This is a genomic window from Embleya sp. NBC_00888 (assembly GCF_045207655.1).
GTDB lineage: Bacteria > Actinomycetota > Actinomycetes > Streptomycetales > Streptomycetaceae > Embleya.
On the sequence record NZ_CP108784.1, the window covers coordinates 7,597,952 to 7,623,072 of the forward strand.

The 25,121-nt window shown below is 72.3% G+C and carries 18 protein-coding genes; 9 read left to right on the plus strand and 9 right to left on the minus strand.

All coding sequences use genetic code 11. The features are described 5' to 3' along the window. Positions 1-40: 40 nt before the first annotated feature. Entirely contained in the window at positions 41-1,276 is a 1,236-nt protein-coding gene (locus tag OG948_RS32475; RefSeq protein ID WP_406299882.1) for a sensor histidine kinase, read from the plus strand. Positions 1,277-1,301: 25 nt separating this feature from the next. On the opposite strand, the gene OG948_RS32480 is transcribed toward OG948_RS32475, so the two are convergent. Further along, positions 1,302-1,907 (minus strand): DNA-binding response regulator, encoded by a 606-nt coding sequence (locus tag OG948_RS32480; RefSeq protein WP_395867174.1) that lies wholly within the window; start codon positions 1,905-1,907, stop codon positions 1,302-1,304. 157 nt (positions 1,908-2,064) lie between these two features. Then, positions 2,065-3,510 carry a hypothetical protein gene (locus OG948_RS32485; RefSeq protein WP_406299883.1) on the minus strand — a complete coding sequence of 482 codons (1,446 nt, stop codon included), beginning with the start codon at positions 3,508-3,510 and terminating at the stop codon, positions 2,065-2,067. 217 nt (positions 3,511-3,727) lie between these two features. Between OG948_RS32485 and OG948_RS32490 the strand changes: the two genes are divergently transcribed. After that, on the plus strand, positions 3,728-6,142 hold the full coding sequence (locus tag OG948_RS32490; protein WP_406299884.1) for an ABC transporter: 2,415 nt from the start codon (positions 3,728-3,730) through the stop codon (positions 6,140-6,142). A 118-nt stretch (positions 6,143-6,260) separates the two neighbouring features. Here the strand turns inward: OG948_RS32490 and OG948_RS32495 are convergent, their stop codons facing one another. Further along, entirely contained in the window at positions 6,261-6,701 is a 441-nt protein-coding gene (locus tag OG948_RS32495; RefSeq protein WP_406299885.1) for a MarR family winged helix-turn-helix transcriptional regulator, read from the minus strand. A gap of 50 nt (positions 6,702-6,751) precedes the next feature. Here OG948_RS32495 and OG948_RS32500 point away from each other — a divergent pair, with 50 nt between their 5' ends. The 5 genes from OG948_RS32500 (at position 6,752) to OG948_RS32520 (ending at position 12,906) form a co-directional block, all read left to right on the plus strand. After that, positions 6,752-7,891: a substrate-binding domain-containing protein gene (locus tag OG948_RS32500; RefSeq protein ID WP_406299886.1), complete on the plus strand. Its 1,140-nt coding sequence runs from the start codon at positions 6,752-6,754 to the stop codon at positions 7,889-7,891. A gap of 54 nt (positions 7,892-7,945) precedes the next feature. Beyond that, a complete protein-coding gene (locus tag OG948_RS32505) occupies positions 7,946-9,418 on the plus strand; it encodes an APC family permease (RefSeq protein ID WP_406299887.1) in 1,473 nt (490 codons plus the stop codon). After that, entirely contained in the window at positions 9,415-10,434 is a 1,020-nt protein-coding gene (locus OG948_RS32510; protein WP_406299888.1) for an acetamidase/formamidase family protein, read from the plus strand. Before OG948_RS32505 ends, OG948_RS32510 begins: the two co-directional genes overlap by 4 nt. 351 nt (positions 10,435-10,785) lie before the next feature. Further along, the gene (locus OG948_RS32515; RefSeq protein ID WP_406299889.1) at positions 10,786-11,820 is read left to right on the plus strand and encodes an MsnO8 family LLM class oxidoreductase; all 1,035 of its coding nucleotides are present in this window, start codon (positions 10,786-10,788) and stop codon (positions 11,818-11,820) included. 93 nt (positions 11,821-11,913) lie between these two features. Next, positions 11,914-12,906, plus strand: coding sequence for a hypothetical protein (locus OG948_RS32520; protein ID WP_406299890.1), 993 nt, complete (start codon positions 11,914-11,916; stop codon positions 12,904-12,906). Between the two features lie 129 nt (positions 12,907-13,035). Here the strand turns inward: OG948_RS32520 and OG948_RS32525 are convergent, their stop codons facing one another. Together OG948_RS32525 and OG948_RS32530 are read right to left on the minus strand one after the other, a co-directional pair. Continuing rightward, positions 13,036-14,958 carry a PQQ-binding-like beta-propeller repeat protein gene (locus OG948_RS32525; protein ID WP_406299891.1) on the minus strand — a complete coding sequence of 641 codons (1,923 nt, stop codon included), beginning with the start codon at positions 14,956-14,958 and terminating at the stop codon, positions 13,036-13,038. Further along, on the minus strand, positions 14,955-15,269 hold the full coding sequence (locus tag OG948_RS32530) for a hypothetical protein (protein ID WP_406299892.1): 315 nt from the start codon (positions 15,267-15,269) through the stop codon (positions 14,955-14,957). The genes OG948_RS32525 and OG948_RS32530 overlap by 4 nt, the downstream gene beginning before the upstream one ends. Before the next feature lie 585 nt (positions 15,270-15,854). On the opposite strand from OG948_RS32530, the gene OG948_RS32535 reads away from it, so the two are divergent. Together OG948_RS32535 and OG948_RS32540 are read left to right on the plus strand one after the other, a co-directional pair. Beyond that, entirely contained in the window at positions 15,855-16,592 is a 738-nt protein-coding gene (locus tag OG948_RS32535) for a hypothetical protein (protein WP_406299893.1), read from the plus strand. Positions 16,593-17,542: 950 nt separating this feature from the next. Further along, positions 17,543-20,323 (plus strand): AAA family ATPase, encoded by a 2,781-nt coding sequence (locus OG948_RS32540; protein ID WP_406299894.1) that lies wholly within the window; start codon positions 17,543-17,545, stop codon positions 20,321-20,323. A gap of 99 nt (positions 20,324-20,422) precedes the next feature. Here OG948_RS32540 and OG948_RS32545 read toward each other — a convergent pair whose 3' ends face one another. The 4 genes from OG948_RS32545 to OG948_RS32560 form a co-directional block, all read right to left on the minus strand. Continuing rightward, a complete protein-coding gene (locus tag OG948_RS32545; protein WP_406299895.1) occupies positions 20,423-22,063 on the minus strand; it encodes an ATP-binding protein in 1,641 nt (546 codons plus the stop codon). Then, positions 22,060-22,791, minus strand: coding sequence for a response regulator transcription factor (locus OG948_RS32550; RefSeq protein WP_395867200.1), 732 nt, complete (start codon positions 22,789-22,791; stop codon positions 22,060-22,062). Before OG948_RS32550 ends, OG948_RS32545 begins: the two co-directional genes overlap by 4 nt. Positions 22,792-22,866: 75 nt before the next feature. Next, positions 22,867-23,712 carry an ABC transporter permease gene (locus tag OG948_RS32555; RefSeq protein ID WP_406299896.1) on the minus strand — a complete coding sequence of 282 codons (846 nt, stop codon included), beginning with the start codon at positions 23,710-23,712 and terminating at the stop codon, positions 22,867-22,869. Continuing rightward, positions 23,709-24,626 (minus strand): ABC transporter ATP-binding protein, encoded by a 918-nt coding sequence (locus tag OG948_RS32560; protein ID WP_395867204.1) that lies wholly within the window; start codon positions 24,624-24,626, stop codon positions 23,709-23,711. The genes OG948_RS32555 and OG948_RS32560 overlap by 4 nt, the downstream gene beginning before the upstream one ends. Between the last annotated feature and the right edge of the window lie 495 nt (positions 24,627-25,121).

Sequence of the window (25,121 nt, forward strand, 5' to 3'; positions counted from 1 at the left end):
CTACGCTGCGTTGCACAGCGACCTCGAGCGAGGAGCCTTGATGCCCGCAACTCCCGCGCGCGAACCGGAGATCGGCCCGGGACACAGACCCGCGCCGCACACCGAACTCGCTCCGCGCACGGCCGTGACGATCACCGCGATCGTGATCCTCGGCTTCTTCCTGGTCGCGCTCACCTACGTGCTGCGCGACGAACACGGAGCCGGTGCGCTGGTGTTGTGCCTGGCGCTGATGTTGCTGCTGTTCGCGCTGCAACTGGGCCACTCGTTCCCGTCCCGGGTGCCGATCCTGGCGGGCCGGCGCGAGCGCACACTGGCCGCGCAGGCACTGCTGACCTACCTGCCGTTCACCCTCTTCGGCGCGGCCTGGCTGGGCATGCCCGGGTTCCTGGCCGCGTCGTGTCTGCTCGTGCTCAAGTCCGTCCTCGCGTGGGTGTGCTTCGGCACCGTCGTGGTGTCCACCGGAGTGATCCAATACGCGGTCGGCTACGGCGGCGGTGAACTCGCCTACAACGTCACCGCCACCGCGCTCACCGGGCTGGTCGTCTACGGGCTCAGCCGACTCGCCGAGCTGATGCGCGAAGTCCAGGAGGCCCGGGAGGAGTTGGCCCGCTTCGCGATCACCCGCGAGCGGCTGCGCTTCGCTCGGGACCTGCACGATCTGCTCGGCTCCAGCCTGTCCACCATCACGCTCAAGTGCGAACTCGCCTACCGTCTGGTGCGCCTGCACCCCGCACGGGCCGAGGCCGAGATCGTGGAGATCCTGCATACGTCCCGGCAGGCGCTGGCCGACGTGCGCTCGGTCGCCAGCAGCTACCTGCACATGAGCCTGACCCGCGAGATCACCGCCGCCGAGTCGCTGCTGAGCGCGGTGGGCATCGACACCCGGGTGCGCGCCGCCGCGGGCCTGCCCGCGGGCGGCGCGGACGCGGTGCTGGCCACCGTGCTGCGCGAGGGCATCACCAACGTGCTGCGGCACAGCAAGGCCCGGCACTGCGTGATCGAGACGGTCCTCGACCACGACCGGGTGCGGCTGACCCTGACCAACGACGGCATCGACGCGAGCGAGACGTCGCGGGTCGCCGCCGGCGCGACCGAGGGCGGCAGCGGGCTGCGCAACATGGCCACCCGGGTGCTGGCCCTGGGCGGGACGCTGACCGCGGCCGCCCGCGAGGACGGCTGGTTCGAACTGACCGCGGAACTGCCGGTCGACGCGGAGGCCGATCCCGATCGGAACGCGGGGTGGGACACCGCGGTCGGCGGCTCCCCGGGCCGGTGACCCCCGCGCGGACGGTCGACGCGCGTCACAGCCAGCCGGAGTCGCGCGCGATCCGCACCGCGTCCATGCGATTGCGGGCGTTGAGCTTGGTCACCGTCGTGGTCAGGTAGTTGCGTACCGTCCCGGCGGACAGGAACAGGCCGCGCGCGATCTCCGGCACGTCCACCCCCTCGGCGGCCAGCCGCAACACCTCGGTCTCCCGCGCGCTCAACGGATTCTCCGCCGCCTGGAGGGTGGCCACCGCCAACTGCGGATCGATCACCTGCTCACCGGCGGCCACCGCGCGGATGGCGGCGGCGAGTTGGTCCGGATCGGCGTCCTTGAGCAGGAACCCCGAGGCGTGCGCGGCCAGCGCCCGCCGCAGATTGCCCGGCCGGCCCAGGCTGGTCAGGATCACCGTGCGGCACTCGGGCAACCGCTCGTGCAGCAGCCGGGCCGCCCGAATGCCGTCCAGACCCGGCAGATCGATGTCCAACACGGCGACCTCCGGCCGCACCTCGAGCGCCACCGGCAGGATGAGATCCCCGCAATCGACCTCGGCGACGACCTCGATGTCGGGCTCCAGTTCCAGTAACGACACCAGCGCCCGACGCAGCATGAGCATGTCCTCGGCGAGAAGAACCCTGACCATCGTGTCCCCCCACGGCATCCCAACGGGATGGTCACTGTCATCGACCGTTCCTCGGGAGCACCGGCGGCAGCGCCCCGCCCGCGACACCGACGACCCCACGCCCTCTCACCTGCCCCGACGCGCTCCGATCACGCCGGTCGGAACCGAGCGCCACGGGTCAGATCGCGAACGTGTCGCCGTTCACCCGTACCGACCGGCCGACCCACGGGTCGGTGCGCATCGACGCCAGCACGTCGGCGTCCATCGAGGAGGCCACCGATCGCACGCCGCCCGTGCCCTCGACCACCGCGATCGCCACCGCCGGCTCGCCCTGCTCGAACGCCACCGTGCAGCCCACCACGTCCGCCGGGCCCGCGTAGTCCGCGTCCACCGGCCGGGCCGGCAACTCGGCACTCACGTCCACCGCCCGGAAACCACCCGCGGCGGGGCGGCCCGCCCACAGCGCGCCGGCCTGCTTGGTCACCATCCCCGACACGGCGGTCACCAGCCCGTCCCCGCCCGCGAGCACGTTCGCCGCGACCTCGACGGTGGCCTGGAGCACGTAGTTGTTGAGCGGCCCACCGGCGAAGGCCATCCCGCCCGTGCCGGTCAACGCCCGGCCGGCACGCTCGGTCAGACCCAGCTCGCGCTGCTGGATGCGCACCGCCGCCGGGAAGCAGCTGTACAGGTCCACGTGAGTGCTGTCCCGCACCCCGGAGCCCAGTGCCGCGCCGACCGCCGCGAACCCGGGGGAGCGGTCCAGGTCCGGTCGGGCCACCAGCGGCACCATCGTGTTCGCCTCGGCCGCCACGGTCGGGAACACCCACCGCCCGCGCTCGACCCCGAACCGCCGCGCGGCCTCCGCCGAACACAGCAGCAGCGCGGCGGCCTGGTCGACGTTCATCTGCGAGCAGTGCCACTTGGTGTACGGGTCGGTCAGCCACGCGTTGCGCCCCTCGGGGGACAACAACTCGTCTTCGCGCAGCGCGCGACCGCGCACCGAGTGCCCGCCGTCGGCCGCGACGGCCGAGAAGCCCTGCCACAGCGCGGCGATCTCGCGCGCGTTGTCCGCCGGCGACAACCCGCGCGCCGCGCCGATCGCGGACTCCATCACCGCGTACTGCCGGGCCGGCACGGCCAGATGGCGATCGATCTCGACCCGGGCCAGGATGTCCGCACCCGGCGCCCAGACCGTGTCGGGCACCCCGTCCGCGACCGGATCCGCGAGCTCGACCCCGGCGATCCTCGCCCGCAGCCGCCGGTGGGCCGCCTCGCCGCCCACCACCAGGACCACGTCCGCCCGCCCGGCGGCGATGTCGGCGCAGGCCCGGGTGATCAACGACTGCTGCAACACCCCGAGTTCGGCCAGCGTGCTGTGCGCGTCGAGGATCTTGAACCGGTTCGCCAGCCACCGTCCCGGATCGCCGTGCCGCCACGTCCCGCGCGGGACCAGCACATGCCGCACCGCCCCCAACAGGCCGCCCAGGCCGTCGGCGGCGTCCTCGACGGCCCGGGCCATCAACTCCAGCTCGCCGACCCCGGCGCCCGCCTCGGCCAGGCGCTGATTCGCCACCCCGGCGCCCACCAGCACCGGTGTCCGCGGATCGATCGTCTCCAGCGCCATCGACGCCCCCTCGCAACGCTGCTCCTCGGCACCGGACCACCCGGCGGGCCGACCGTAACGGCGGATCCCGACGATCACCAGAGCCGACGATCACCTTTGCCGCGGCCCCGCGGCCGGGCAGACCCGACCGGCGCGACCGGCGCGACCGGCGCGGTTGCGGACCACCCGCCGGCGGGCATACGACAACCTTCGGCCCGGCACCCCGAGGAGCGGCGCGATGACCGAACACGACCCCTATGTGCGGGTACGCGGCGCGCGTGAGCACAACCTGCGCGACGTGGACGTGGACATCCCGCGCGACACGTTCGTCGTGTTCACCGGGGTCTCCGGCTCCGGGAAGTCCTCGCTCGCGTTCGGCACGCTGTACGCGGAGGCACAACGGCGGTACTTCGAGTCGATCGCGCCGTACGCCCGGCGGCTGATCCAGCAGGTCGGCGCGCCGCACGTGGACGAGATCAGCGGACTGCCGCCGGCCATCGCGCTGCGCCAACAGCGCTCGGCGCCGACCTCGCGCTCGACGGTGGGCACGCTGACGACGCTGTCCAACTCGCTGCGGATGTTGTTCTCCCGGGCCGGCCACTACCCGCCCGACGCGCGGCGGGTGGACTCGGACGCGTTCTCGCCGAACACCGTCGCCGGCGCCTGTCCGAACTGCCACGGCCTGGGCCGGGTGCACGAGGTGAGCGAGGAGTCGCTGGTCCCGGACCCGGGCAGATCGATCCGGGACGGGGCGATCGCCGCGTGGCCGGGCGCCTGGTACGGGAAGAACCTGCGGGACATCCTGGCCACCCTCGGCTACGACGTGGACCGGCCGTGGCGCGAGCTGCCGAAGGTCGAGCGGGACTGGATCCTGTTCACCGACGACCAGCCCGTGGTCACCGTGCGCCCGGTGCGCGACGCGAGCCGGATCCAACGCGACTACCAGGGCACGTACAGCAGCGCGCGGCGGATCGTGCTGAAGACGTTCGCGACCTCCAAGAGCGCGACACAGCGCAGGCGGGTCGAGCGTTTCCTGCGCAGCGGACCGTGCCCGGTGTGCCACGGCCGGCGGCTGCGGCCGGAATCCCTGGCGGTGACCTTCGCGGGCTACGACATCGCCGCGCTGATCGCGCTGCCGCTGGCCGAGGCGGCGAAGGTGTTGGCGGGCGCGCAGGCCGACGGCGAACCGGCCGCGACGATCTGTCCGGACCTGGTGGCGCGGATCGCGGTGCTGGTCGAGCTGGGCCTGGGCTACCTGAGCATGGATCGGGAGACGCCGACGCTCTCCTCGGGCGAACTCCAGCGGTTGCGGCTGGCCACCCAGCTCCGGTCGGGCCTGTTCGGGGTGGTGTACGTGCTGGACGAGCCGTCCGCGGGACTGCACGCGGCGGACACCGAGGCGCTGCTCGTGGTGCTCGACCGGCTGCGCGCGGCCGGCAATTCGTTGTTCGTGGTGGAACACCGGATGACGGTGGCGCGCCGGGCGGGCTGGCTCGTGGACGTCGGACCCGGCGCGGGCGAGGGCGGCGGCCGGATCCTGTACAGCGGCCCGCCGGCCGGGCTGCGCGAGGTGGCCGACTCGGCGACCCGCCGATTCCTGTTCCGGACCGGCCCGGCGGCGACCAGGGAGCCGCTGTCGCCCACCGGGTGGGTGACGCTGACCGGGGTGACCCTGCACAACCTGCGCGATGTGGACGTGCGCTTCCCGCTGGGCGTGTTCACCGTGGTCACCGGGGTGTCCGGCTCGGGCAAGTCCAGCCTGGTCGGCGGGGTGTTGGCGGAGGTGACGGCGGATCACCTGGGCACCCGGCCGGAGGAGGACGAGGACCGGCGGCAGGAGTCGGGCGAGATTCGCGCGGCCGACGGCCTGGACGTGGTCGATCGGCTGGTGCGGGTGGACCAGAGGCCGATCGGGCGCACACCGCGCTCGAACCTGGCCACCTACACCGGCCTGTTCGACACGGTGCGCAAGCTCTTCGCGGACACCGACGCGGCGCGCGAGCGCGGGTGGACCGCGAGTCGGTTCTCGTTCAATGTGGACGGCGGCCGATGCGAGACGTGTTCGGGCGAGGGCTTCGTCGCGGTGGAGCTGCTGTTCCTGCCGGGGACGTACGCGCCGTGTCCGACCTGCCACGGCGCGCGCTACAACCCGCCGACGCTGGAGGTGACGTATCGGGGGCTGAGCGTCGCGGACGTGCTCGGGCTGACGGTGGACGCCGCCGCCGACTTCCTCGCCGAGGTGCCGGCCGCCGCGCGCAGTCTGACCACGTTGCGCGAGGTGGGTCTGGGCTACCTGCGTCTGGGGCAGCCCGCGACCGAGCTCTCCGGCGGCGAGGCGCAGCGGATCAAGTTGGCCAGTGAGCTGCAACGGGCCCGGCGCGGGCACACGCTGTACCTGCTGGACGAGCCGACGGCCGGGCTGCATCCGGCCGATGTCGAGCTTTTGATGCGGCAGTTGCACGGTCTGGTCGCGGCGGGCAACACGGTCGTGGTGGTCGAACACGACCCGGACGTGATCGCCGGCGCGGACTGGATGATCGACCTCGGTCCCGGCGGCGGCGGCAACGGCGGCCGGATCGTGGCGAGCGGGGTGCCGGCCGATGTGGCGGCGAAGGGTGTGGGGGTGACCGCGCGGTTCCTGGCGGCGCACTGACGCGCGGGGCGGCGCCGGGCGGGTGGGGCGAGCCGGGCGACGCCTGGGCCTCGTCGCGCGGTGCGGCCATCGCGCGGCTCGGCCGGGTGGGGCGGCCCCGCGGTTCGGCCCGGCCGGCTCAGTCGGCGTCCGGACCGGCCAGGAACTCGAGGAGGGCGGCCGGATCGTCGCCGGCGCACGCCGCGCGCACGGCCGCCTCGTGTGCCTGGGCCAGCGCGTCCAACCGGGCGAGGCGATCGCGCCCGCGCCGGGACAGGTGCGCGGCGATCCGGCGGCGGTCCACGCCGGACTGGCGCCGGTAGATCCAGCCGTCGTCCACCAGCGCGTCCACGATCCGGGTCAGGCTGGCATGTGGGATCAGCAGGCTCTGTGCCAGGTCGCCCATCAGCCGGCCGTCGCCCTCGCCGAGGGCGCGCAGCACGAGCCACTGGTCGAGGGTGCAGTCCTCCTCGGCCAACACGAGGGTCAGGGAGCGGGTGAGGCGGCGCTGCGCGATGGTCAGCAGCTCGGCCAGGGGAGGTCGGGCGAGGGCTCGTTCGGCGAGTTCGCCGGCGGACATGCGCATCACCCCTTCACCGGGCCGGTTCCAGGAGCATACTTACCTGCCTGATGAGCGTCGACACAGTCTTGATCGAGCCGCTCGACGCGCTGCATTCCGACCGGAATCCCCAGGTGCTTCGAGTGGGCCTGGTGGTGCCCCAGTCCGGGCCGCTCGGGATCATCGGGCCCTCGGCGGTGGACGCGGCGCTGCTCGCGGCGCACGAGATCAACACCTCCTGCGGGGTGCGCGACCGCCCGGTGGAACTGGTCCTGGTGGACGCCGGCGGCCCGCCCGAGAAGGTCGCGGCTCAGGTCGAACTGCTCGGCTCCGCGGGTGCGGTGGACGTCCTGGTCGGCTTCCACACCAGCGACGTGCACCGCGCGATCGAGTCGGTGGTGAGCGGTCGGACCCCGTACGTCTTCACCCCGCCGCACGAGGGCGGCGGTCGGCTGCCCGGGGTGGTGTGCACGGGAGTCGACCCGATGCGCCAACTGCGCGAGTCGATCGGGTGGCTGACCGAGCACCATCGGCTGCGCCGGTGGGCGCTGATCGGCAACGACTACATCTGGCCGCAGGCCATCCACGCGGCCGCCACGCGGTTGATCACGCACGCGCACAGCAGTGTGGTGTACGAGCGACGGGTGGGCTTCGGGGCGGTACGCGCGGGCCTGGACGAGCTGTTGGCCGGGCTGCGGGCCACCCGCGCCGACGCGCTGCTGCTCAGCCTGATCGGCCGCGACCTGGTCGACTTCAACCGGGCACTGCGGCACGCCGGACTGGATCGCATCCTGGTCCGACTGTCCGGGGCGCTGGAGGAGAACGGGCTGTTGGCCTACGGCGGCGACGACACCGGCGCGATGTACGCGGTGATGCAGTCGTTCGCGTCGCAGACCGACGATCGCCGGCTGGGCCTGGCCGAGCGGCACCGGTCCCTGTTCGGCGCGCAGGCGCCGGTGCTGGACGCCTACGCCGAGGGCCTGTACGACGGGCTGCACCTGGTCGCGGCGTTGGCCGCGCGGGACGAACTGGCGCCGGACGGGTTGGCGGCGGCGGTGCGCCGGTTGTTCGACGCCGATCCGGCCGCCGCGGGTGGGGCGTGGGCACGGTCGTCGTTGGGGCCGCCGCGCAGGCAGGTGTACCTGGCCCGGGCGGAAGGGCTGGATTTCGTTGTGCTGCCGCGACGAGAAAGTACTTCCATTTGGAAATAACTGGACCTAGGGTCTCTCCGTGACCCCTCGGGGTCGTCCCGAGGAGAGACCACCATGAGCGAAGTCCCCACGCGCGGATCGACCGGCAGACCCGAGTCGACCGGCAGATCCGAGTCCCCCGGCAGACCCGACCCGACCGGAAGCCCCGCGTCGATCGAGAAGTACGGCTACAAGCAAGAGCTCCGCCGATCCCTGAGTTTCCGCGACCTGCTCGTCTACGGCCTGGTCTTCATGGTCCCGATCGCGCCGTTCGGCATCTTCGGCGGCGTGTTCCAGGGCTCCGGCGGCATGGTCGCGCTCGCGTACGTCATCGGCATGGTCGCGATGATGTTCACCGCGTTGTCCTACGCGCAGATGTCCCAGGCCTTCCCGATGGCCGGATCGGTGTACTCCTACGCCGGCCGGGGCATCGCCGCCCCGGTGGGCTTCCTGGCCGGCTGGATGATCCTGCTCGACTACATCCTGGTGCCCGGCCTGCTCTACCTGATCGCCGCCGTCGCGATGAACTCGCTGGTCACGTCCATCCCGGTGTGGATGTGGGTGGTCGGGTTCGTGCTGCTGAACACGGCGGTGAACTACCTCGGCGTGGAGATGACCGCCAAGGTCAACAAGATCATGTTGATCGGCGAACTGATCATCCTGGTCCTGTTCATCGTGATCGGCGTGGTCGCGCTGATGGACGGCAAGGGCCGCGGCTTCGACTTCACCCCGATCTACAACAGCGACACCTTCTCCTGGAGCCTGGTCTTCGGCGCCGTCTCGATCGCGGCGCTGAGCTTCCTGGGCTTCGACGGCATCTCCATGTTGTCCGAGGAGAACAAGGACTCGGCCAAGGCCATCGGTCGGTCGATGGTCGCCGCGCTGCTGCTGGCCGGGACGTTGTTCATCGCGCAGACCTGGATCGCCTCGCTGCTGGTGCCCGACCCCGGGGCGCTGATCGACAAGGGCGACCCGGACGGCACCGCGTTCTACGACGCGGCCCGGGTCGCGGCGGGCGGCTGGCTGGCCAAGCTCACCGCGGTGGCCACCGCGATCGCGTGGGGCTTCGCCAACTCGCTGGTCGCCCAGGCCGCGACCTCACGCCTGCTGTACGCGATGGCCCGGGACCGGCAACTGCCGTCCTTCCTGGCCAAGGTGCACCCCAAGCACCGGGTCCCGGTCAACGCCACGCTGCTCACCGCCGCGATCTCGCTCGCCCTGGGTCTGTACACCAGCACCCGCGACGACGGCATCACCACGCTGAGCAGCCTGGTCAACATCGGCGCGCTCACCACGTTCCTGGTGCTGCACGTGTCGGTGGTCGTGCACTACCTGATCCGGCACAAGAGCCGGGACTACTGGCGGCACCTGATCGCGCCCTCGCTGGGCTTCGCGATCCTGGCCTACGTCGTCTACAACGCCGACGGCGACGCGAAACGACTGGGCACGATCTGGTTCGCGATCGGTCTCGCCCTGCTCTCCGGTCTGGTCCTGGCGGGCCGCCGGCCGAAAATCTCCGCCATCGACCAGGTCGAGGAACCCGTATGACCCTGCTCGAAGTCGTCTCCCTGCAGCCGACCTACCACCAGTACGCCTACACCTTCGGCGGACGCCGCCCGCTGGTGACCGTCCGCCCCGGCACCATCGTGGAACTGTCCACCGAGGACTGCTTCGGCGGGAACGTCAAGGGCATCGCCGACCTGCCCAGCGCGGTGTGCACCTTCCCCTATCTCAACCCCGTCACCGGACCGATCGCGGTCGAGGGCGCCGAACCCGGGGACACCCTCGCGGTGCACTTCGTGGACATCGCACCCGCGCGCGACTGGGGCGTCTCCACCACGTTCCCGCACTTCGGCGCGCTCACCGCCACGCCCACCACGGCGATGCTGCACGAAGCGCTGGAGGAGCGGGTGTGGGTCTACGACCTGGACGCCGAGGCGGGCATCTGTCGATTCCGGGCTCGGGAGAGCGACTTCGTCGTGGACCTGCCGCTGGATCCGATGCACGGCACGGTCGGGGTGGCGCCCGCCGCGGGCGAGACGCTGATGTCGATCACCCCGGGCGCGCACGGCGGCAACATGGACACCCCCGAGATGCGGGCCGGCACCACCGCGTACTTCGGCGTCAACGTCGCGGGCGGCATGCTCTCGATCGGCGACGGCCACGCCCGCCAGGGCGAGGGCGAACTGTGCGGGACGGCGGTCGAGGCCGCGATGCGCACGGTGATCGTGGTCGACCTGATCAAGGGCGGCGCGCCGGTGTCGCCGCGCCTGGAGAACGACGACCACCTGCTCACCACCGGGTCGGCCCGCCCGCTCGAGGACGCCTTCCGGATCAGCCAACGCGATCTCGTGGGCTGGACGGCGGAGCTGCTCGACCTGGAACTGCTGGACGCCTACCAGCTCGTCAGCCAGGCCGGCCTGGCCCCGGCCGCCAACGTGTGCGACACCAACTACACGATGGTCGGCAAGCTGCCCAAGGCCGTGCTCGGACGACACCGGGCCTACGAGGGCCGGCACGACCACCTGCGGGCGGTGGCGGCCGCCTATCTGGCCGAGCGCTGAGGCCGCGCGGCGGGCCGTGACGACTCCGGTACCGGAGGGGCCACCGGTTGCCGGTGCCCGGCGGCGGACCATCCGCGGGCCGGGCGAGAGGGGGACATCCCCGGGAAGGACGCGTCCGCCGACGCGCATCCCGCAGGGGAGAACTCGGGGATGTCCCTGTGGGTGCTCGGGTGCTCGGGTGCTCGGGGTGCTCGGGGTGCTCGCGTGCCCGAGGGTTCCCGGTGTCGACAGCCCGGATGATGTGCCCGCGTGCCCGCGTGCCCGCGTGCCCGCGTGTTCGTGGCGATGCGACCGGGTGCGATCGATCCGGCGCGGCGGGAATTCCCGGCCCGTGTGCGTGTTGGGACTCGTGTGAACGTGTTGCCGCCGGGTGTCCGGTTCTCCGTGCTCGACAGGTCGCTCACCCTGGAAGGGGAGCACCCCGCGTCGGCGCTGCGGCACGCCGTGGCCTTCGCCCGGGAGGTGGAGCGGCTGGGGTACCACCGCTTCTGGGTCGCGGAGCACCACAGTGTGCCGGGCGTGGCCGGGTCGGCCCCCACCGTGCTGGCCGCCGCGGTGGCCGCGGTCACCGAGCGGATCCGGGTCGGGACCGGCGGGGTGATGTTGCCCAACCACCAACCGCTGGTGGTGGCCGAGCAGTTCGGCGTGCTGGAGTCGCTGTTCCCGGACCGGATCGACCTGGGCGTGGGCCGCTCGGTGGGCTTCACCGACGGGATCCGCGCCGCGCTGGGCCGGGGCAAGGACGCCGCGGAGGATTTCCCGGACCGGCTGGCCGAACTGCTCGGCTACTTCCTGGGCACCCAGGACGCGCACCCCGGGGTGCACGCGCGCCCCGCCGAGGGATTGCGGCCGGCCCCGTTCGTGCTGGCCACCGGCGCGGGCGCGGACCACGCGGCCGCCGCCGGGGTGCCGCTCGTGGTCGCCGCGGCGATCGGCGAGGAGCGCATGCTCGCCGCGATCGAGCACTACCGGGCCGCCTTCCGGCCGTCGGCGTGGTCGACGCGACCCTACGTCGTGGTGGCCGGCACGATCGCGATCGCGGACACCGAGGAGGAGGCGTACGACCTGCTGCTGCCCGAGGCGTGGGCGGCCGCGTACTCGCGCACCAAGGGCACCTTCCCGCCGCTGCTCCCGGCCGAGCGTATCCGGGCGACGGCGATGACCCCGCGCGAGCGGGAACACCTGGACGCCGCGCTCCGGGACCAGATCCACGGCACCGCCGAGACCGTCGCCGGCGAGTTGGCCGGCCTGTTCGCCCGCACGGACGCGGACGAGTTCCTGGTCACCACCAGCTCGCACGACCGGGCCGGTCGGTTGCGATCGGCCCGGCGACTGGCCGAACTGGCGGGCATCGCGCCGCGGATCGGCGCGGCCGCCGCCGGCTGAGCCGGCCGCGCGGACCGACCTCCGCCGGCAGCCGGCGCGCGTTGCTAACGTGGTGCCGCCCGAGCCGGTCGTTCTGCGGGGAGGTTCCGACCGATGGCCCATGCCGGCCACCAAGCACACACGCTTCCACACCCATACCCACCCGGGCACACGCCCGCGCACGCGGCGACCGAGACACCCGCGCAGATCGAGCGGCGCCGGATCGCCAACGTCGCCTCCGTGGTCGTCCCGGGTGTCCTGGCGCACCGGATGTTGCGCCCGGCGCACCGGATCGGCAAGCCGGACGGGCTGATGGGCAACCTCAACCGGGTGCGCGCGTGGCTCGGCCTGATGATCGTGCTGGCCGTGTTCCTGCGCGGGCTGTACCAGGAGCGCACGCACTCCTCGGGCGCGGCCGCCGGCACCACCACCAAGATCCAGGGGGCGCAGGTGGTCGCCGAATTGGCGTCCGCGATGGTCCGCCGGATGGTGCTGTTGCCGCTGTACGGCATCGTCGGCATCGTGCTGATCGGCTGCCTCCTGGTGCTCTGCGCCCGGCCGCACCTGCGCTCGCTGACCCTGCGCCAACTGATCCACCCGGTCCGCACGGTCGGGTTGTTCCTGGTGGTTCCGGGGCTGGGCCTGGCGTTGGCCTGGGGATGCCGCAAGGGCGCGGGGTTGGGGGCGAACACCAACACGCTGCGCACCGACGGCACGATGGTCCAACTGGTGTTGTCCTGGGTGTCCATGGTCGCCGGGATCTGGGTCTTCGGATTCGCTCTGGTGGCCATCTGGCAGGTGGCGCAGCACCTGTTCTCGGCGGCGGACGGCCACCCGATGTTGCCCGCGCTGATGGCGATGTGGCTGGCCTGGACGTTCACCCTGACCGACATGCTGGTCAAGACCGACAACCCGCTGTTCGCGGGATCCAATATCGTGCCGGACAACATCAAGGCCGTGGTCGGCGTGGGCGGTTCGGTGATCATCACCGCGTTGAGCGTCTGGGAGATCCGCCGCCTCGGCCGCTGGAACGGAATCACCTGGCGCAGCGGCCCGTGGGGATCGCGATCGCCGCAGACGCGCGCGACGGCCCAGGGAGTGGCCTGAGTTCGGGTCGGGGCCTCCTTGTCCGGGCCCCGACCGGATCCGCCGAGGCCCTGAGCGCGGGCACCCGATGGACGGGCATCCGGGCTCGGGGCCTCGGTGTTCTCGTGCCGGCTAGTGCCGCGCCCGGCACTAGGACTTGCCGCGGGTGCCGGTGATCAGCCGGTAGCCGAGACCGGCGGTGCTCTCGTCGACCAGGAAGAGCCGGCCGTCGTGTTCGAACGGCTTGGGCATGGCCTCGGCGAGGGAGACGCCCAGCCGCAGCGGGTACTCGGCGAGGACCCGGATGTGGCCGTCCCGCGGGTCGAGGCGGACCAGGCGCGGCGGCTTGCTGCCGCGCGCGTTGACCCACACCCGCAGGGCGCCGTCCGGGTCGACCGTGATCGGCGCGGCCTTGCTGTCCACGCTCAGGCCCACCACCTTGACGGCGGCGGGCAGCGCGGAGATCCAGCGCACCCGACCGGTCTGCCGGTCGACGGCCACGATCTGGTTCGCTCCGGGCGTGTTCGACGCGTGCACGGACCGGCCGTTGTTGCCGGGCACGTAGATCGTGCGGTCGTCGGCGAGCACGCGCGGCGAGGTGTCGCGCTTGTCCTCGCGCGCGTCGCCGCGGGTGTCGTCGACCAGCGGGCCGCCCGCGTCGATCGTGTAGGCGGGCTCGCCGCGTTCGGTCAACACGGTCAGCCGGGCCGGACCGCCCGGCGCGGTCGGCTCGTCGACGATCACGGGGGAGGTGGCGACCACGGGCGAGGTGCCCGCGAGCACCGTGCCCTCCTTGGGCAGCTTGTGCACCCAGGCCGGCTTGCCGGTGAGCGGATCGACCGCCCACACCGCGTCGGTGTTCCCGCACCGGCCGTTGGCCACCAGCGCGGCCCCGCCGCGGAAGCCGGTGACCTGACAACCGACCGCGAAGGTGCGGTCGGCCACCCACAGTTGGGCGCCGTCCCTGATCCGGAACGCGGTGTCGCCGCTGACCGCCACGCCGCGCGAGACGGCCAGGCGTTCCAGGGCCGCGGGGCCCTTGGCGGTGCGCTGTTTGGCCCACACCTCGGTGCCCGACGTGATGTCGATGCCCGCGATCCGGTCGCAGGCGGTGCCGACTCCGTAGACGACGACGGCGATCGGCCCGTCGGTCTCGGCGCCGGCCGCGCACGTCGCGGCGCCGTTCGGGAGCGGCTTCTCCCAGACGGTGGCCCCGCTGTCCACGCGGTACGCGACCACGCGGTTGCGTTCGGAACGCACCACGGTGTCGCCCTGGAACCAGGTGCCCTCCAGTGTGCGTACGTCCGAGCCTGCCGTCGACGCCGGTTTGGGGCCGTCCCGACCCTCCTTCAACGCCCAGGCCACCGCGACGTGTTCGCCGGTGTTGTCGTACTCGTCGCCGTGCAGCACGGCCTGCCGGACCGCGCCGACGCCGGCGAGGGCGAGCACCAGCACGGCCAGGATCGCGGTGCGCAGCAGGACCGGCCGATCGCGCGCGGGCCGGATCCGGTCCGGGGCGAGTGGTGGGCCGAAGACGAAGTGGTGGTCCGAGGGCGCCGGTTGCAGCGGCATCGGCGCGGGGGTCGGCGGGAGGGCCGAGCCCGGTCCGGCCGGGCCGCCGTACCCGGGGGTGTGCGGGTGGGGCCCGGGTTGGGGATGCGGGTCGTGCAGGGGCAGGTTGGGATTGGCCACGAAGCCGCCACCCGAGGCGTTCGGGAACGGCGCGGGGCGGGAGTGCGACGGCGGCTGCGCCTGGGCCGGGATGTGCGGCTGTGGCGACGGTTGTGGCTGCTGTGGCTGCTGTGGCTGCGGTTGCGCGTGGCCGGGACCCGGGCCGGGGCCCGACGGCCGCGGTCGGGCCGGTGACGAGGACGCGGGCGGTGCGAAGGGTGGTGGCGCCTGGCCCGACGACGACGGCGGTGCGAACGGCGGTGCCTGGGCCTGGCCCGGTGGCGCGAAGGGGGGCGGCACGGACTGCCGGGCGTGCGAGCGTCGTTGCTCGTCCCACGGGTTGTGGGCGTCGTCCGGGCCGTTCGGGCTGTCCGGGCCGGGCGGGTACTGCGGGGTGCTCACGCGGTGCCTCCCGACGTGCCGGGTATCACCGGGGCGCCGAGGCCGACGTCGCGCGGGCCCGGCAGGTCCTTGAAGTCGCTCCGGTCCACGTGGCCCACCGACTGGCCCACGTTGTGCAGCCACAACACCAGGAACGTGATCGCGGCGGCCGAGGCCGCGACGATCAGCACGCTCACCACGATCACCAGACCATTGCGCGGCGCGGCCGGCCCGCGGGCCGGCCGAGGCTCCGCGGGCGCGCCCCACGGTTGAGGCGCCGGCCCCGGGCCGGTGGCCCGCGCCGAGCCCTGCGGTGGCAATGAGTGCGTCATGACGATCGCGCCCCCCGTGTTCCTGTCCCGAATTCACCCCGTACCGCGACCACCGCCCGGCACCTCCGACGCGAACGCCGCGTCGATCACCGTACCGACCCCGCTCTCCTCCCGCCGACAATCGCCCCCTCCCCGCCCGCGACACACCACGAAATCCCCCCACCGAGCCCGGGTCGCCCGACCCGGAGCGTCGCGTTCGCGCTTGCGGGTCGTCGTCCGTGTCCGGAGGACCCCGAGGGGACGGGGCGCCGGATGGGCGGGAGCACGAGGCGCCCGGGTGCCCGACGGGTGGGACCACTCGGTGGGGGCGTCGTGGCGGTGAGGCAGGATGTCGGAGCGGCGATCGGCGTCGTGGTCGAAGCGGGGAAGTGGATCGTGTCGTTTCAGCAGCCGGTGGGAGGCGAGCAGCCGCCGCCCGGTGGCGGGCCCTACGGGCCGCCGCCCGGATCGTACGGGGCGCAGCCCCAAGGTCAGCCGTACGGGCAGCCCCAAGGTCAGCCGTACGGTGGGCCCTATGGCCCCCCACCCGGGGCGCTGCAGCCGGGTGCCCACCCCCATGGCGCTCCGCAGCCGCCGGGGCAGCCGATGTACGGACCGCCCGGATACGGCATTCCGCAGCCGCCGGGGCGCCGGGGCCCGAAGGTCGGGGTGATCGTCGCGGCCGTGGTGGGCGTGGTGGCGGTGGGGACCGTCGCCGTGCTGGGTGCCACCGGAGCGTTCTCCTCCGACGACAAGGACCCGGTGGCGAAGCCGACGTCGTCGGTCTCGGCGAGCGATCGGCCGACCACGTCGCCCACTTCGCGGGTGCCGGGGCCGCCGGAGTTGCCGACCCGGCCGCCGGCCACGTCGTCCAAGTCGTCCACGACCAAGCGCACCGTGGACACCCCGGCCCGGGCGGGTGGCCTGGACCGGATGGGCGACGACGCGTATCCGCTGCAGACCTCGATCCGGCGGCAGGCGGTGCCCGGTTCCAAGGTCGCCGCCTACGGTGCGGCCGGGGACACCACGCCGACCGCGCTGGTGATGGTGATGGCCAACCCGTCGCCGTTCATGTCGCCGACGACGGTGATGGACCAGCTCATCGAGGGGATGCAGGAAGGGGCCGAGGAGAAGTCCTCGGACCTCGGCGGTGTCCGCGAGATGGACCCCGGCAACATGGGCGGTGTGCTGCGCTGCACCGAGATCCGATCGGGCGGCAAGGCGCTGCCCACGTGCGTGTGGGTCGACCAGGACACCGTGGGCGTCGTCTACGGGATCAGCGAGAAGTCGTTGGACAGCGCCGCGGCACTGGCCCTGCGGTTGCGTCCCGACCTGGAGAAGTGACCAACGGGTAATTCGTCCGCGGTATCACGGGCCGGCTCGACTCCGAGCCGGCCCGTTTTCGCGCCCGCACCGCGCCATCCACCTGGATCACACGGATTATGCGGGCACAAGCACTACGCCCGTGCTGGTGTGCAATTGCACGGATTGGCGCCCGAGTGGGCACGTCGTGAGCTGCTGTCCGCGATATCGGACCGTTGATTCCGCCGGTGAATTGTCGATACCACAGCCGCTGTCGTCGGGCGGTCGAGCCGGTGCGTGGAGAGTGCCGATGGGTCGAATGTCGGGTGATTCGTCACGCTTCCTCGAGGCGGATATCGGTACGGATTTGCAATCCTTGTCCGGGCGACCCGCAGCGGTACTCGGCAAGCGGAATTCCGCTGCGCGGAATATCCGGTCGGTTGGCGGATCGGTCGCCGGCGAGGGGGTGTGTCGGGTCATCGGCGCGGCCCCCGAAGCGCTCCGATTCCGCCGCTGACCAGCGCGATGGCATCGGATTCGACGCCGCGCACGCGCCCATTTCGGGCGGCGGGTCGTCGGGTGCGGCGTGCGGGCCGGGTGGATGTCGCCGGCGCCGCGTCCGAATAAGGCCCAGGATTGGCCGTAAATCGACGCAGGCCAACCCTGTGGTGGCCGGAATATACGTGCACAGGATCGGTTTCCATGACGAGTCCGGCGGGTTAACCGTTTGCTACGAACGCGCTCAGGAATACTCGTGGGGTCGATCGGATGGCCGCAAAAGCGGGTCTTTCAGTCATCAAGCGCAGACAGCATTTTTTCGCCATGGATCTCCCGTAATCATCTCAATTTCGGGCAGCCCTCCGGTTCCCGCGTGTGGGCGCGTAGAATGAATCCTCACGAACTACTCGGTTCAAGCGACGGCGCGGCACGGGGATGTTTCGCGCGTCCGGAAGTGCGACGAGATTGGTTCTCAGGGGGTCACAGTGAAATTGGTGGAACGAGAAAAGGATTTCTCCCGGCTCAATAACTTAATGATCGGATGCCGTCAGGGGAAAGGAGGCGTCGCAGTAGTCACCGGACCACCCGGAATCGGCAAAACGGCCTTACTCTCGCAATTCACCGGTCGGGTGACGGGATCGGACGTACTGCTCCTGGTGGCCACCGGGTCACCGGTGGAGGCGGACCTTCCCTTCGGACTGCTCAGTCAGCTCTTCCATAGCGCCAAGGTCCCGGACACGATCGGCGAGCACGTACCCCGGTTGATCGAGGAGGCGACGGCCGCCGGGCCGGAGACGCCGATCAGCCTCGGTCACCCCGCCTACGAACTCTTCGAGCTGTTCCTGCGGCTGGCCGAGCTGCAGCCGCTCGTGGTCATGGTCGACGACTTCCAGCACGCCGACCTCGCCTCCCGCAAGCTGCTGTTCTACCTGGCGAATCGGCTCCGGGTGGCCCGGATCCTGATGATCTGCAGCGACCTGAACCTGGGCAAGCGGCTCGACCCCACCTCGTGGGCGGGGTTCGTCGACCGGCCCTTCGGCCACCACGTCCGGGTGCGGGCGCTGTCCCCGGTGGGCGTCGCCAACATCCTGGAGCAGCGGCTGGGCGCGGTCGGCGCGCAGGGCCTGGGGGTGCGCTGTCACGCGCTCAGCGGCGGCAATCCGCGTCTGGTGCACGCCCTGGTCGACGACCTGCCCACCACCCTGCCCGGGGCCGTCCGCCAGGCGGACGGCGTGGTGATGGGAGAATCGTTCCGCGAGGCGGTGTTGGCCTGTCTGCATCACGGCGCGCCGCTGGACGGCGAGGTGGCCCGGGCGATCGCGGTGCTGGGGTCGCCGGCCGCTCCCGCGCTGGTGGGCGAGCTGATCCAGATCGGCTCCGAGGACGCCGCGGGCGCGATGAAGACGCTGCGCGGCGCGGGGCTGCTGGACGGCGAACGGTTCCGGCACCCGGCGATCGAGGCGATCGTGCTGGCCGACCACGACTTCACCCACCGGGCGGACCTGTCCGGGCAGGCCGCGAACCTGCTGCACGAGACCGGGGCGTCGGCGCGACGGATCGCCGAACGGCTGATCGCGGCCGAACCGGTCGGGCAGGGCTGGGCGGTGGCCGCGCTGCGCGAGGCGGCCGAACAGGCGGCGCTGGGCGACGAGATCGACTTCGCCATCGAATGCCTCAACCACGCCCGCAGATGCAGCGTCGACGAGGGGATCCGCGCGACGGTCACCGCGGAGCTGGCCCAGATGGAATGGCGGGTGGACCCGTCGGCCGCGGCTCGCCATCTGACCGCGCTCACCCAGGCGTTGCGGGACGGACACCTGGGGCGGCGGGACGGACTCGCACTGGCCAGGCACCTGTTGTGGCACGGCCGCTCGGAGGAGGCCGCCGAGGTGATCGGCCTGATGTTCGAGCTGTTCCGGGCCACCGACGAGGCCGACCGGCACGCCGCCGCCGGCTACCACGTCGCCCACCAGTCGCTGTTCGTGCTCCATCCGCCCGCGGTGGTCTACGCCGCGGACTCCGGTCTGGGACCGCCGTTGGATCCCGGCCACCCCACGGTGATGAACCCGCAGGTGCAGGCGGTCGAGGTGCTCTCCGCAGTGCTCACCGGGCGCTCGGACGAGAGCACCGTGTACGCCGCCGAGCAGGTGCTGCAGAACTGTCATCTCGGCGATCGCACCGAGGACGCGATGGCCTCCGCGCTGCTCGCGCTGCTGTACTCGGACGAGTTGCCCAAGGCGCGGGTGTGGACCGACCGACTGATCGAGCAGGCCGACCGGCGCACCGCGCCCAACCGGCAGGCGCTGCTGCGGGCGATCAAGGCGAGCGTGGACTTCCGGCTCGGCGACCTGGGGGCCGGCGCCGACACCGCGCTGACCGCGCTGGCCTGCCTGTCCCCACAGAGCTGGGGGATCGGCATCGGCGGACCGCTGGCCTGGCTGGTCCTGGCCGAGACGATGCGCGGCGACCTGGACACGGCCGCCCGCTACCTGGCCCATCCGATCCCGGAGGCGATGTACGAGACCCGGGCCGGGCTGCACTATCTGCACGCCAGAGGCCGACATCACATGGCCGGTGACCGGCCCTCGGCGGCGCTGCGCGACTTCACCGCGTGCGGCGAACTGATGCGGAGCTGGCAGATGGACCTGCCGGCGCTGGTGCCCTGGCGCAGCGAGGCGGCGCTGGCCCATCTGCGGTTGGGGCGGCGCCGGCGGGCCCGGGAGTTGGCCGAGGAACAACTCGCGCTGACCGACACCCGGGGCACTCGTACGCACGGCATCTCGCTGCGGGCACTGGCCGCCACCCTGTCACCGGCGGAACGCCCGAAGGTGTTGACCCGGGCGGGCGATCTGCTCCTGGAGTCCGGTGACCAGCTCGAACTGGCGTACTGTCTGGCCGATCTGGGGGACGCCCACCACGCTCTGGGGGATCCCACCCGGGCCCGGATGGCTCGGCGCCAGGCGACCGGTCTGGCGATGATCTGCGGTGCGGAGCCACTGCTGCGGAGCGCGGGCGGCGGTGAGCCGACCCGGCCGCCGACCTTGTCCGGGCCGGTCCGTACCTTCGCCGAGCCGGTGGACACGGGGTCGCTGAGCACCGCCGAGTGCCGGGTGGGCCGGCTGGCGGTACGCGGCTACACCAACCGGCAGATCGCCGACGAACTGCACATCACCACCGGCACCGTCGAGCAACACCTGACCCGGATCTACCGCAAGCTCAACGTCAAGGGCCGGCCCTTCCTGCCGGTGGCCCTGGAGACCTGCCGAGCCGGCTAGCATCCCGGGCCGTGCCGGGTCGCGGGCCAGGCGACCCGGTACGGAGCGGGCAGGGCGACCGGGTCGGGCGACCCGGCAGGGAGCGGCAGGGCGACCGGGTCAGGTCGCCGGGTCGCCGGTATGTGCGGGCAGGATCAGGCGGAAGGTCGCCCCGGTGCCGGGCACGGTGCGCAGTTCCAGGCGTCCGCCGTGGGCCTGGGTCAGCGACTGGGCGATGGCCAGGCCCAGGCCCGCGCCGGCGCCGGTGCTGCGGCTGCGCGAGCCGTCCACGCGGTAGAAGCGCTCGAACACCCGGTGCGCCTGCTCGTCGGTCAACCCCGGTCCGGTGTCCGCCACCTCGATCAGCACCCCGTCCGCGATCGCGCCCACCCCGATCCGCACCGGGCTGCCCGCCGGGGTGTGGGTGACGGCGTTGCCGATCAGGTTGGTGACCACCTGGCGCAGTCGGCGCTCGTCGCCCATCGTCGGTGCCGGGCTCACCGGGCCGCCGTCCGGTCCGGTCAGCCGGACCGGCCGGGAGGGATCCAGGGCGCGCAGGTCGTGCAGCGCGTCGGCGGCCAGCGAGCGCAGGTCCATCGGCTCCGGACGCAACTGCAGCGCGCCGGGATCGGCGGCGGCGCGCTCGTCGAGCCGGGCGAGCAGCAGCAGGTCCTCGACCAACCGGCCCAGCCGGGTCGACTCGCGCTCGATCCGGTCCATCGTGCGGTCCACGTCCGTGCGTTCGGGCAGCGCGCCCATGCGATACAGCTCGGTCAGACCCTTGATCCCGGTCAACGGGGTGCGCAGTTCGTGACTGGCGTCGGCGACGAACCGGCGCAGCCGGGCCTCCGAGGCGGCGCGCGCGGCCACCGCGGTCTCGATCTGCGCGAGCATGCCGTTGAGCGCCGTGCTGAGCCGGCCGATCTCGGTGTTCGGCGCGGCGGTGTCCGGGACCCGGCGGGCCAGATCGCCGCCCGCGATGGCCGCCGAGGTCTCCTCGATCCGGCGCAGCGGGCGCAGTCCGCCCTTGACCGCGAAGAAGCCGAGCACGGTGAGCAGGGCCAGTGTGGCCGCGGTGATCACCAGGCAGACCAGGCGGACCCGGTCCACGGTGGCCTCGACCTCGTCGAGCGACGCGGCCACCAGCACCCCGGAGCCGGGCGGGCCGGTGGTGCGCGGCAGCACCAGCACCCGCCACGTGGTGTCGCCGCGGCCCGCGAGCTCGAACGGGCGCCCGGCCCGGCGCGCGACGGCCGCGGTGTCCAGCGTGGGCGGCTTGGGGTCCGGGTCGTCGCGATGGGCGCCGGCCCGACCGGTCTGCTCGATGCGGCCGTCCGGTGCGAGGTAGGCCACGTACAGGTCGCCGACCAGGTCCAGCGGCAGGGTCTGGGGTTGGTCGGGGGACTGGCGGAAGGTGATCAGGAACTGCGGGGTGACCCCGGCCATCAGGCGGCCGGTGGTGCGCAGTTGGCTGTCCACCCGGTCCACCAGCGGCGCGCGCAGCGACGCGAGGACCACCGCGTTGCTGATCAACAACCCGATCGCGAGCAGGCACACGGTCAGCAGCAGTACCCGGGCGCGCAACGATCGGCGGCCCAGGACGCGCCGGCCGCGCCGGAGCAGGCCGGCCGCCCGGCGCAGCGGCCCGGCCCGGCCCGGCCCGGTGCTCCCGTCGCCGGCGCCGGGACCGGCCCCGTCCTCGGCGGGCCGCGCGGCGCTCGACCCGGCCCCGGCCGCGGCGCCCGCGTCGGTGACGGTCACGGGCGCGGCCTGCGCAGCACGTACCCGATCCCGCGCACCGTGTGGATCAGCTTCGGCTCCACGTGGTCCACCTTGCGGCGCAGATAGCTGATGTACGACTCGACGATGCCCGCGTCCCCGCCGAAGTCGTAGCGCCACACGTCGTTGAGGATGCGGGACTTCTCCAACGCCTGGTCGACGTGTTCCAACAGGTAGCGCAGCAGCTTGAACTCGGTCGGGGACAGGTCGATCGCCTGCCCGGCGCGGGTGACCAGGCGCGCGTTCACGTCGACCTCCAGGTCGGCGACGATCAGCGTGCCCTCGCCGGCCGTCTCGCCCCGCGCCCGGCGCAGCACGGCCCGGATCCGGGCGATCAACTCGTCGAGTTGGAACGGCTTGGTGACGTAGTCGTCGCCGCCCAGGGAGAGTCCGTTGATCTTGTCCTCGGAGCCGTCCCGCGCGGTGAGGAAGAGCACCGGGACGGCCCCGCCGAACTCCTCGCGCAGTCGCCGAAGCACCTCGAAGCCGTCCATGTCCGGCAACATCACGTCCAGGACCACCAGATCCGGGCGATCGCGCACGGCCATCGCGAGCGCCTCGTCGCCGGTGGCCGCGGAGGCGACCGCGAAACCGGAGAAGCGCAGGCTCGCGGACAGCAGTTCGCGCACCGTGGGTTCGTCCTCCACCACCAGGAGCAGTTCCGGCCCGGGCCGAGCCCGGCCGGGCCCGCCGTGGATCCCGCCTGTCATGCCCAGCCCCCATCGTTCCCGTGCGTGTTCGAGCCAAGTCCCGCCGATCCGGCCGCCCGTGCCATCGGTCGCGCGCTACACGTCGCGGGTGCGGAAGACCGCGAAGGCGATCGCGAGGATCAGCGCGACCCACGCGCAGAGCATCCCGTACCCGGCCCACGGACCGAACATGTCCGGATCCCGGTGCACCGCCATGATCTGACTGCCCGCGTTGGTGGGCCACCACTTCTGCACGTTGCTCTCCCACGACGTGGGCAGCGCGGTGACCAGGGTGGGCACCAGCAGGGTGACCGAGACCAGGACGGCCAGCGCGCCGGCCGTGGCCCGCAGGAGGGTGCCCAGCGCGACGCCGAGCAGGCCGATCGCGGCGAGGTAGAGCCCGCAGCCGAACACCGCGCGCAGCACGCCCGGATCGCCCAGGCTCACGTACGGCGCGTCGCGCGCGTCGAGCACCGGTTGGCCGACGAAGAACGCGGCGAACCCGACGATCTGACCGACCACCAGCGCCACCGCGGCGAACACCGCGGCCTTGGCGCCCAGCAGCCAGGACCGGCGCGGCACCGAGACCATGCTGGTCATGATCATCTTGGTGGCGTACTCGGAGGTGACCACGAGCACGCCCAGCACGCCCACCGCCAACTGGGCGATGATGTAGCTCTTGATGCTGGTCGCCGTCGGGTCGAAGTCGAGCCGGTCGGCCGCGCTCGAATCCTCGTACTGGGCCGCCCCGGCGGCGGTGAACAGCAGTCCCAGCCCCACCCCGAGCGCGATCGTCGCCAGCAGGGTGTACGCGGTCGAGCGCAACGAGCAGATCTTCGACCACTCGGAGAACAACACGTCGGTCAGCCGGTACGCGCGCGCCTTCCCGGCCGGCGACTCGGTCGACTCGACCCGCTCGCGGGTCTCGGTCACGGTGGTCATCGAACCGCTCCTTCGGTCACGTTGTACTCCACGCTGTCCCGGGTCAACTCCATGAACGCCTCCTCCAACGAGGTGCGCTGCGGCGTCAGTTCGGCCAGTGGCACCCCGTCGGCGGCGGCGTGGCGACCGATCTCCAGGCTGTCCATCTCGGACACCACCAGCGCGCCGGTCTCGTCCAGTCGCACCTTCGCGCCGTGCGCGGTCAACACCCGGCCGAACGCGTCCGCGAACGGGGTGCGCACCAGCACGGAGTGGGTGGAACTGCGCTCGATGAACTCCTCCAGGCCGGTGTCGGCGACCAGTCGGCCGCGCCCGATCACGATCAGGTGGTCGGCGGTGAGCGCCATCTCGCTCATCAGGTGACTGGACACCAGCACCGTGCGGCCCTCGTCGGCGAGCCGCTTCATCAGTTGCCGGATCCACCGGATGCCCTCCGGGTCCAGCCCGTTCACCGGCTCGTCGAACATCAGGATGTCGGGATCCCCCAGCAGCGCGGCGGCGATACCCAGACGCTGACTCATCCCGAGCGAGAACTGCCCGACCCGCTTGCCCGCCACCTCCTCCAGGCCGACCCGCTCCAGCACCTCGCCCGCACGCCGCGCCGGCAGGCCGTTGCTGCGCGCCAGGCAGACCAGGTGGCTGCGCGCGGTACGGCTGGGATGCGCCGCCTTGGCGTCCAGCAACGCCCCCACCGCGCGCATCGGTTGCGGCAGATCCACATACTTGCGACCGTTCACCGTGGCCGCGCCCGCGGTCGGGGTGTCCAACCCCAGGATCATCCGCATGGTCGTGGTCTTGCCCGCGCCGTTGGGCCCGAGGAACCCGGTCACCCGACCCGGCCGGACGGTGAAACTCAGGTCGTCGACGGCGACCTTGTCGTCGTAGCGCTTGGTCAGTTGCTTGACCTCGATCATCCGGCGGCCTCCGCGATCCGATGGTGCACCGTGCTGTGGTGCGACCCGTGTGCGCTCATGCCGGTACCGTGCCGGCGCCGAGTGGCCTGTCGCTGAGAGGTTCCTGAGCGTTCGCTGAATCCGGCGGCCGGCCGCGCACGACCTCGGCCGCGCGCCCGGCGAGCCGGACACGACGTTCAGGAAACTCTCAGGAATCTCTCGGGAAGCTGCCGGCAAACCCGCGTTCGGGCCGGTCGCGGGCATCCGCGGGCCAACGCGACGACCGCCACGCACCGTGTTCGATCCACTATCACGAGTTTTCATTTTCATGCAATGGTCAACGTCACGACCCCGATCGACGGCATAGGGGTTGTTCGGGGTACCCCCATGCTCACTCCGGGTGCCCGTCGAACTTCTATGGGTGGTGTCCGTGGAAACCCCTGCATAGCGTCGACCGCAGTGGCAGCGACTGGAAAAGCGCGGCCGGCTCAACCGGCCGGCTCATCCGACTGGGGG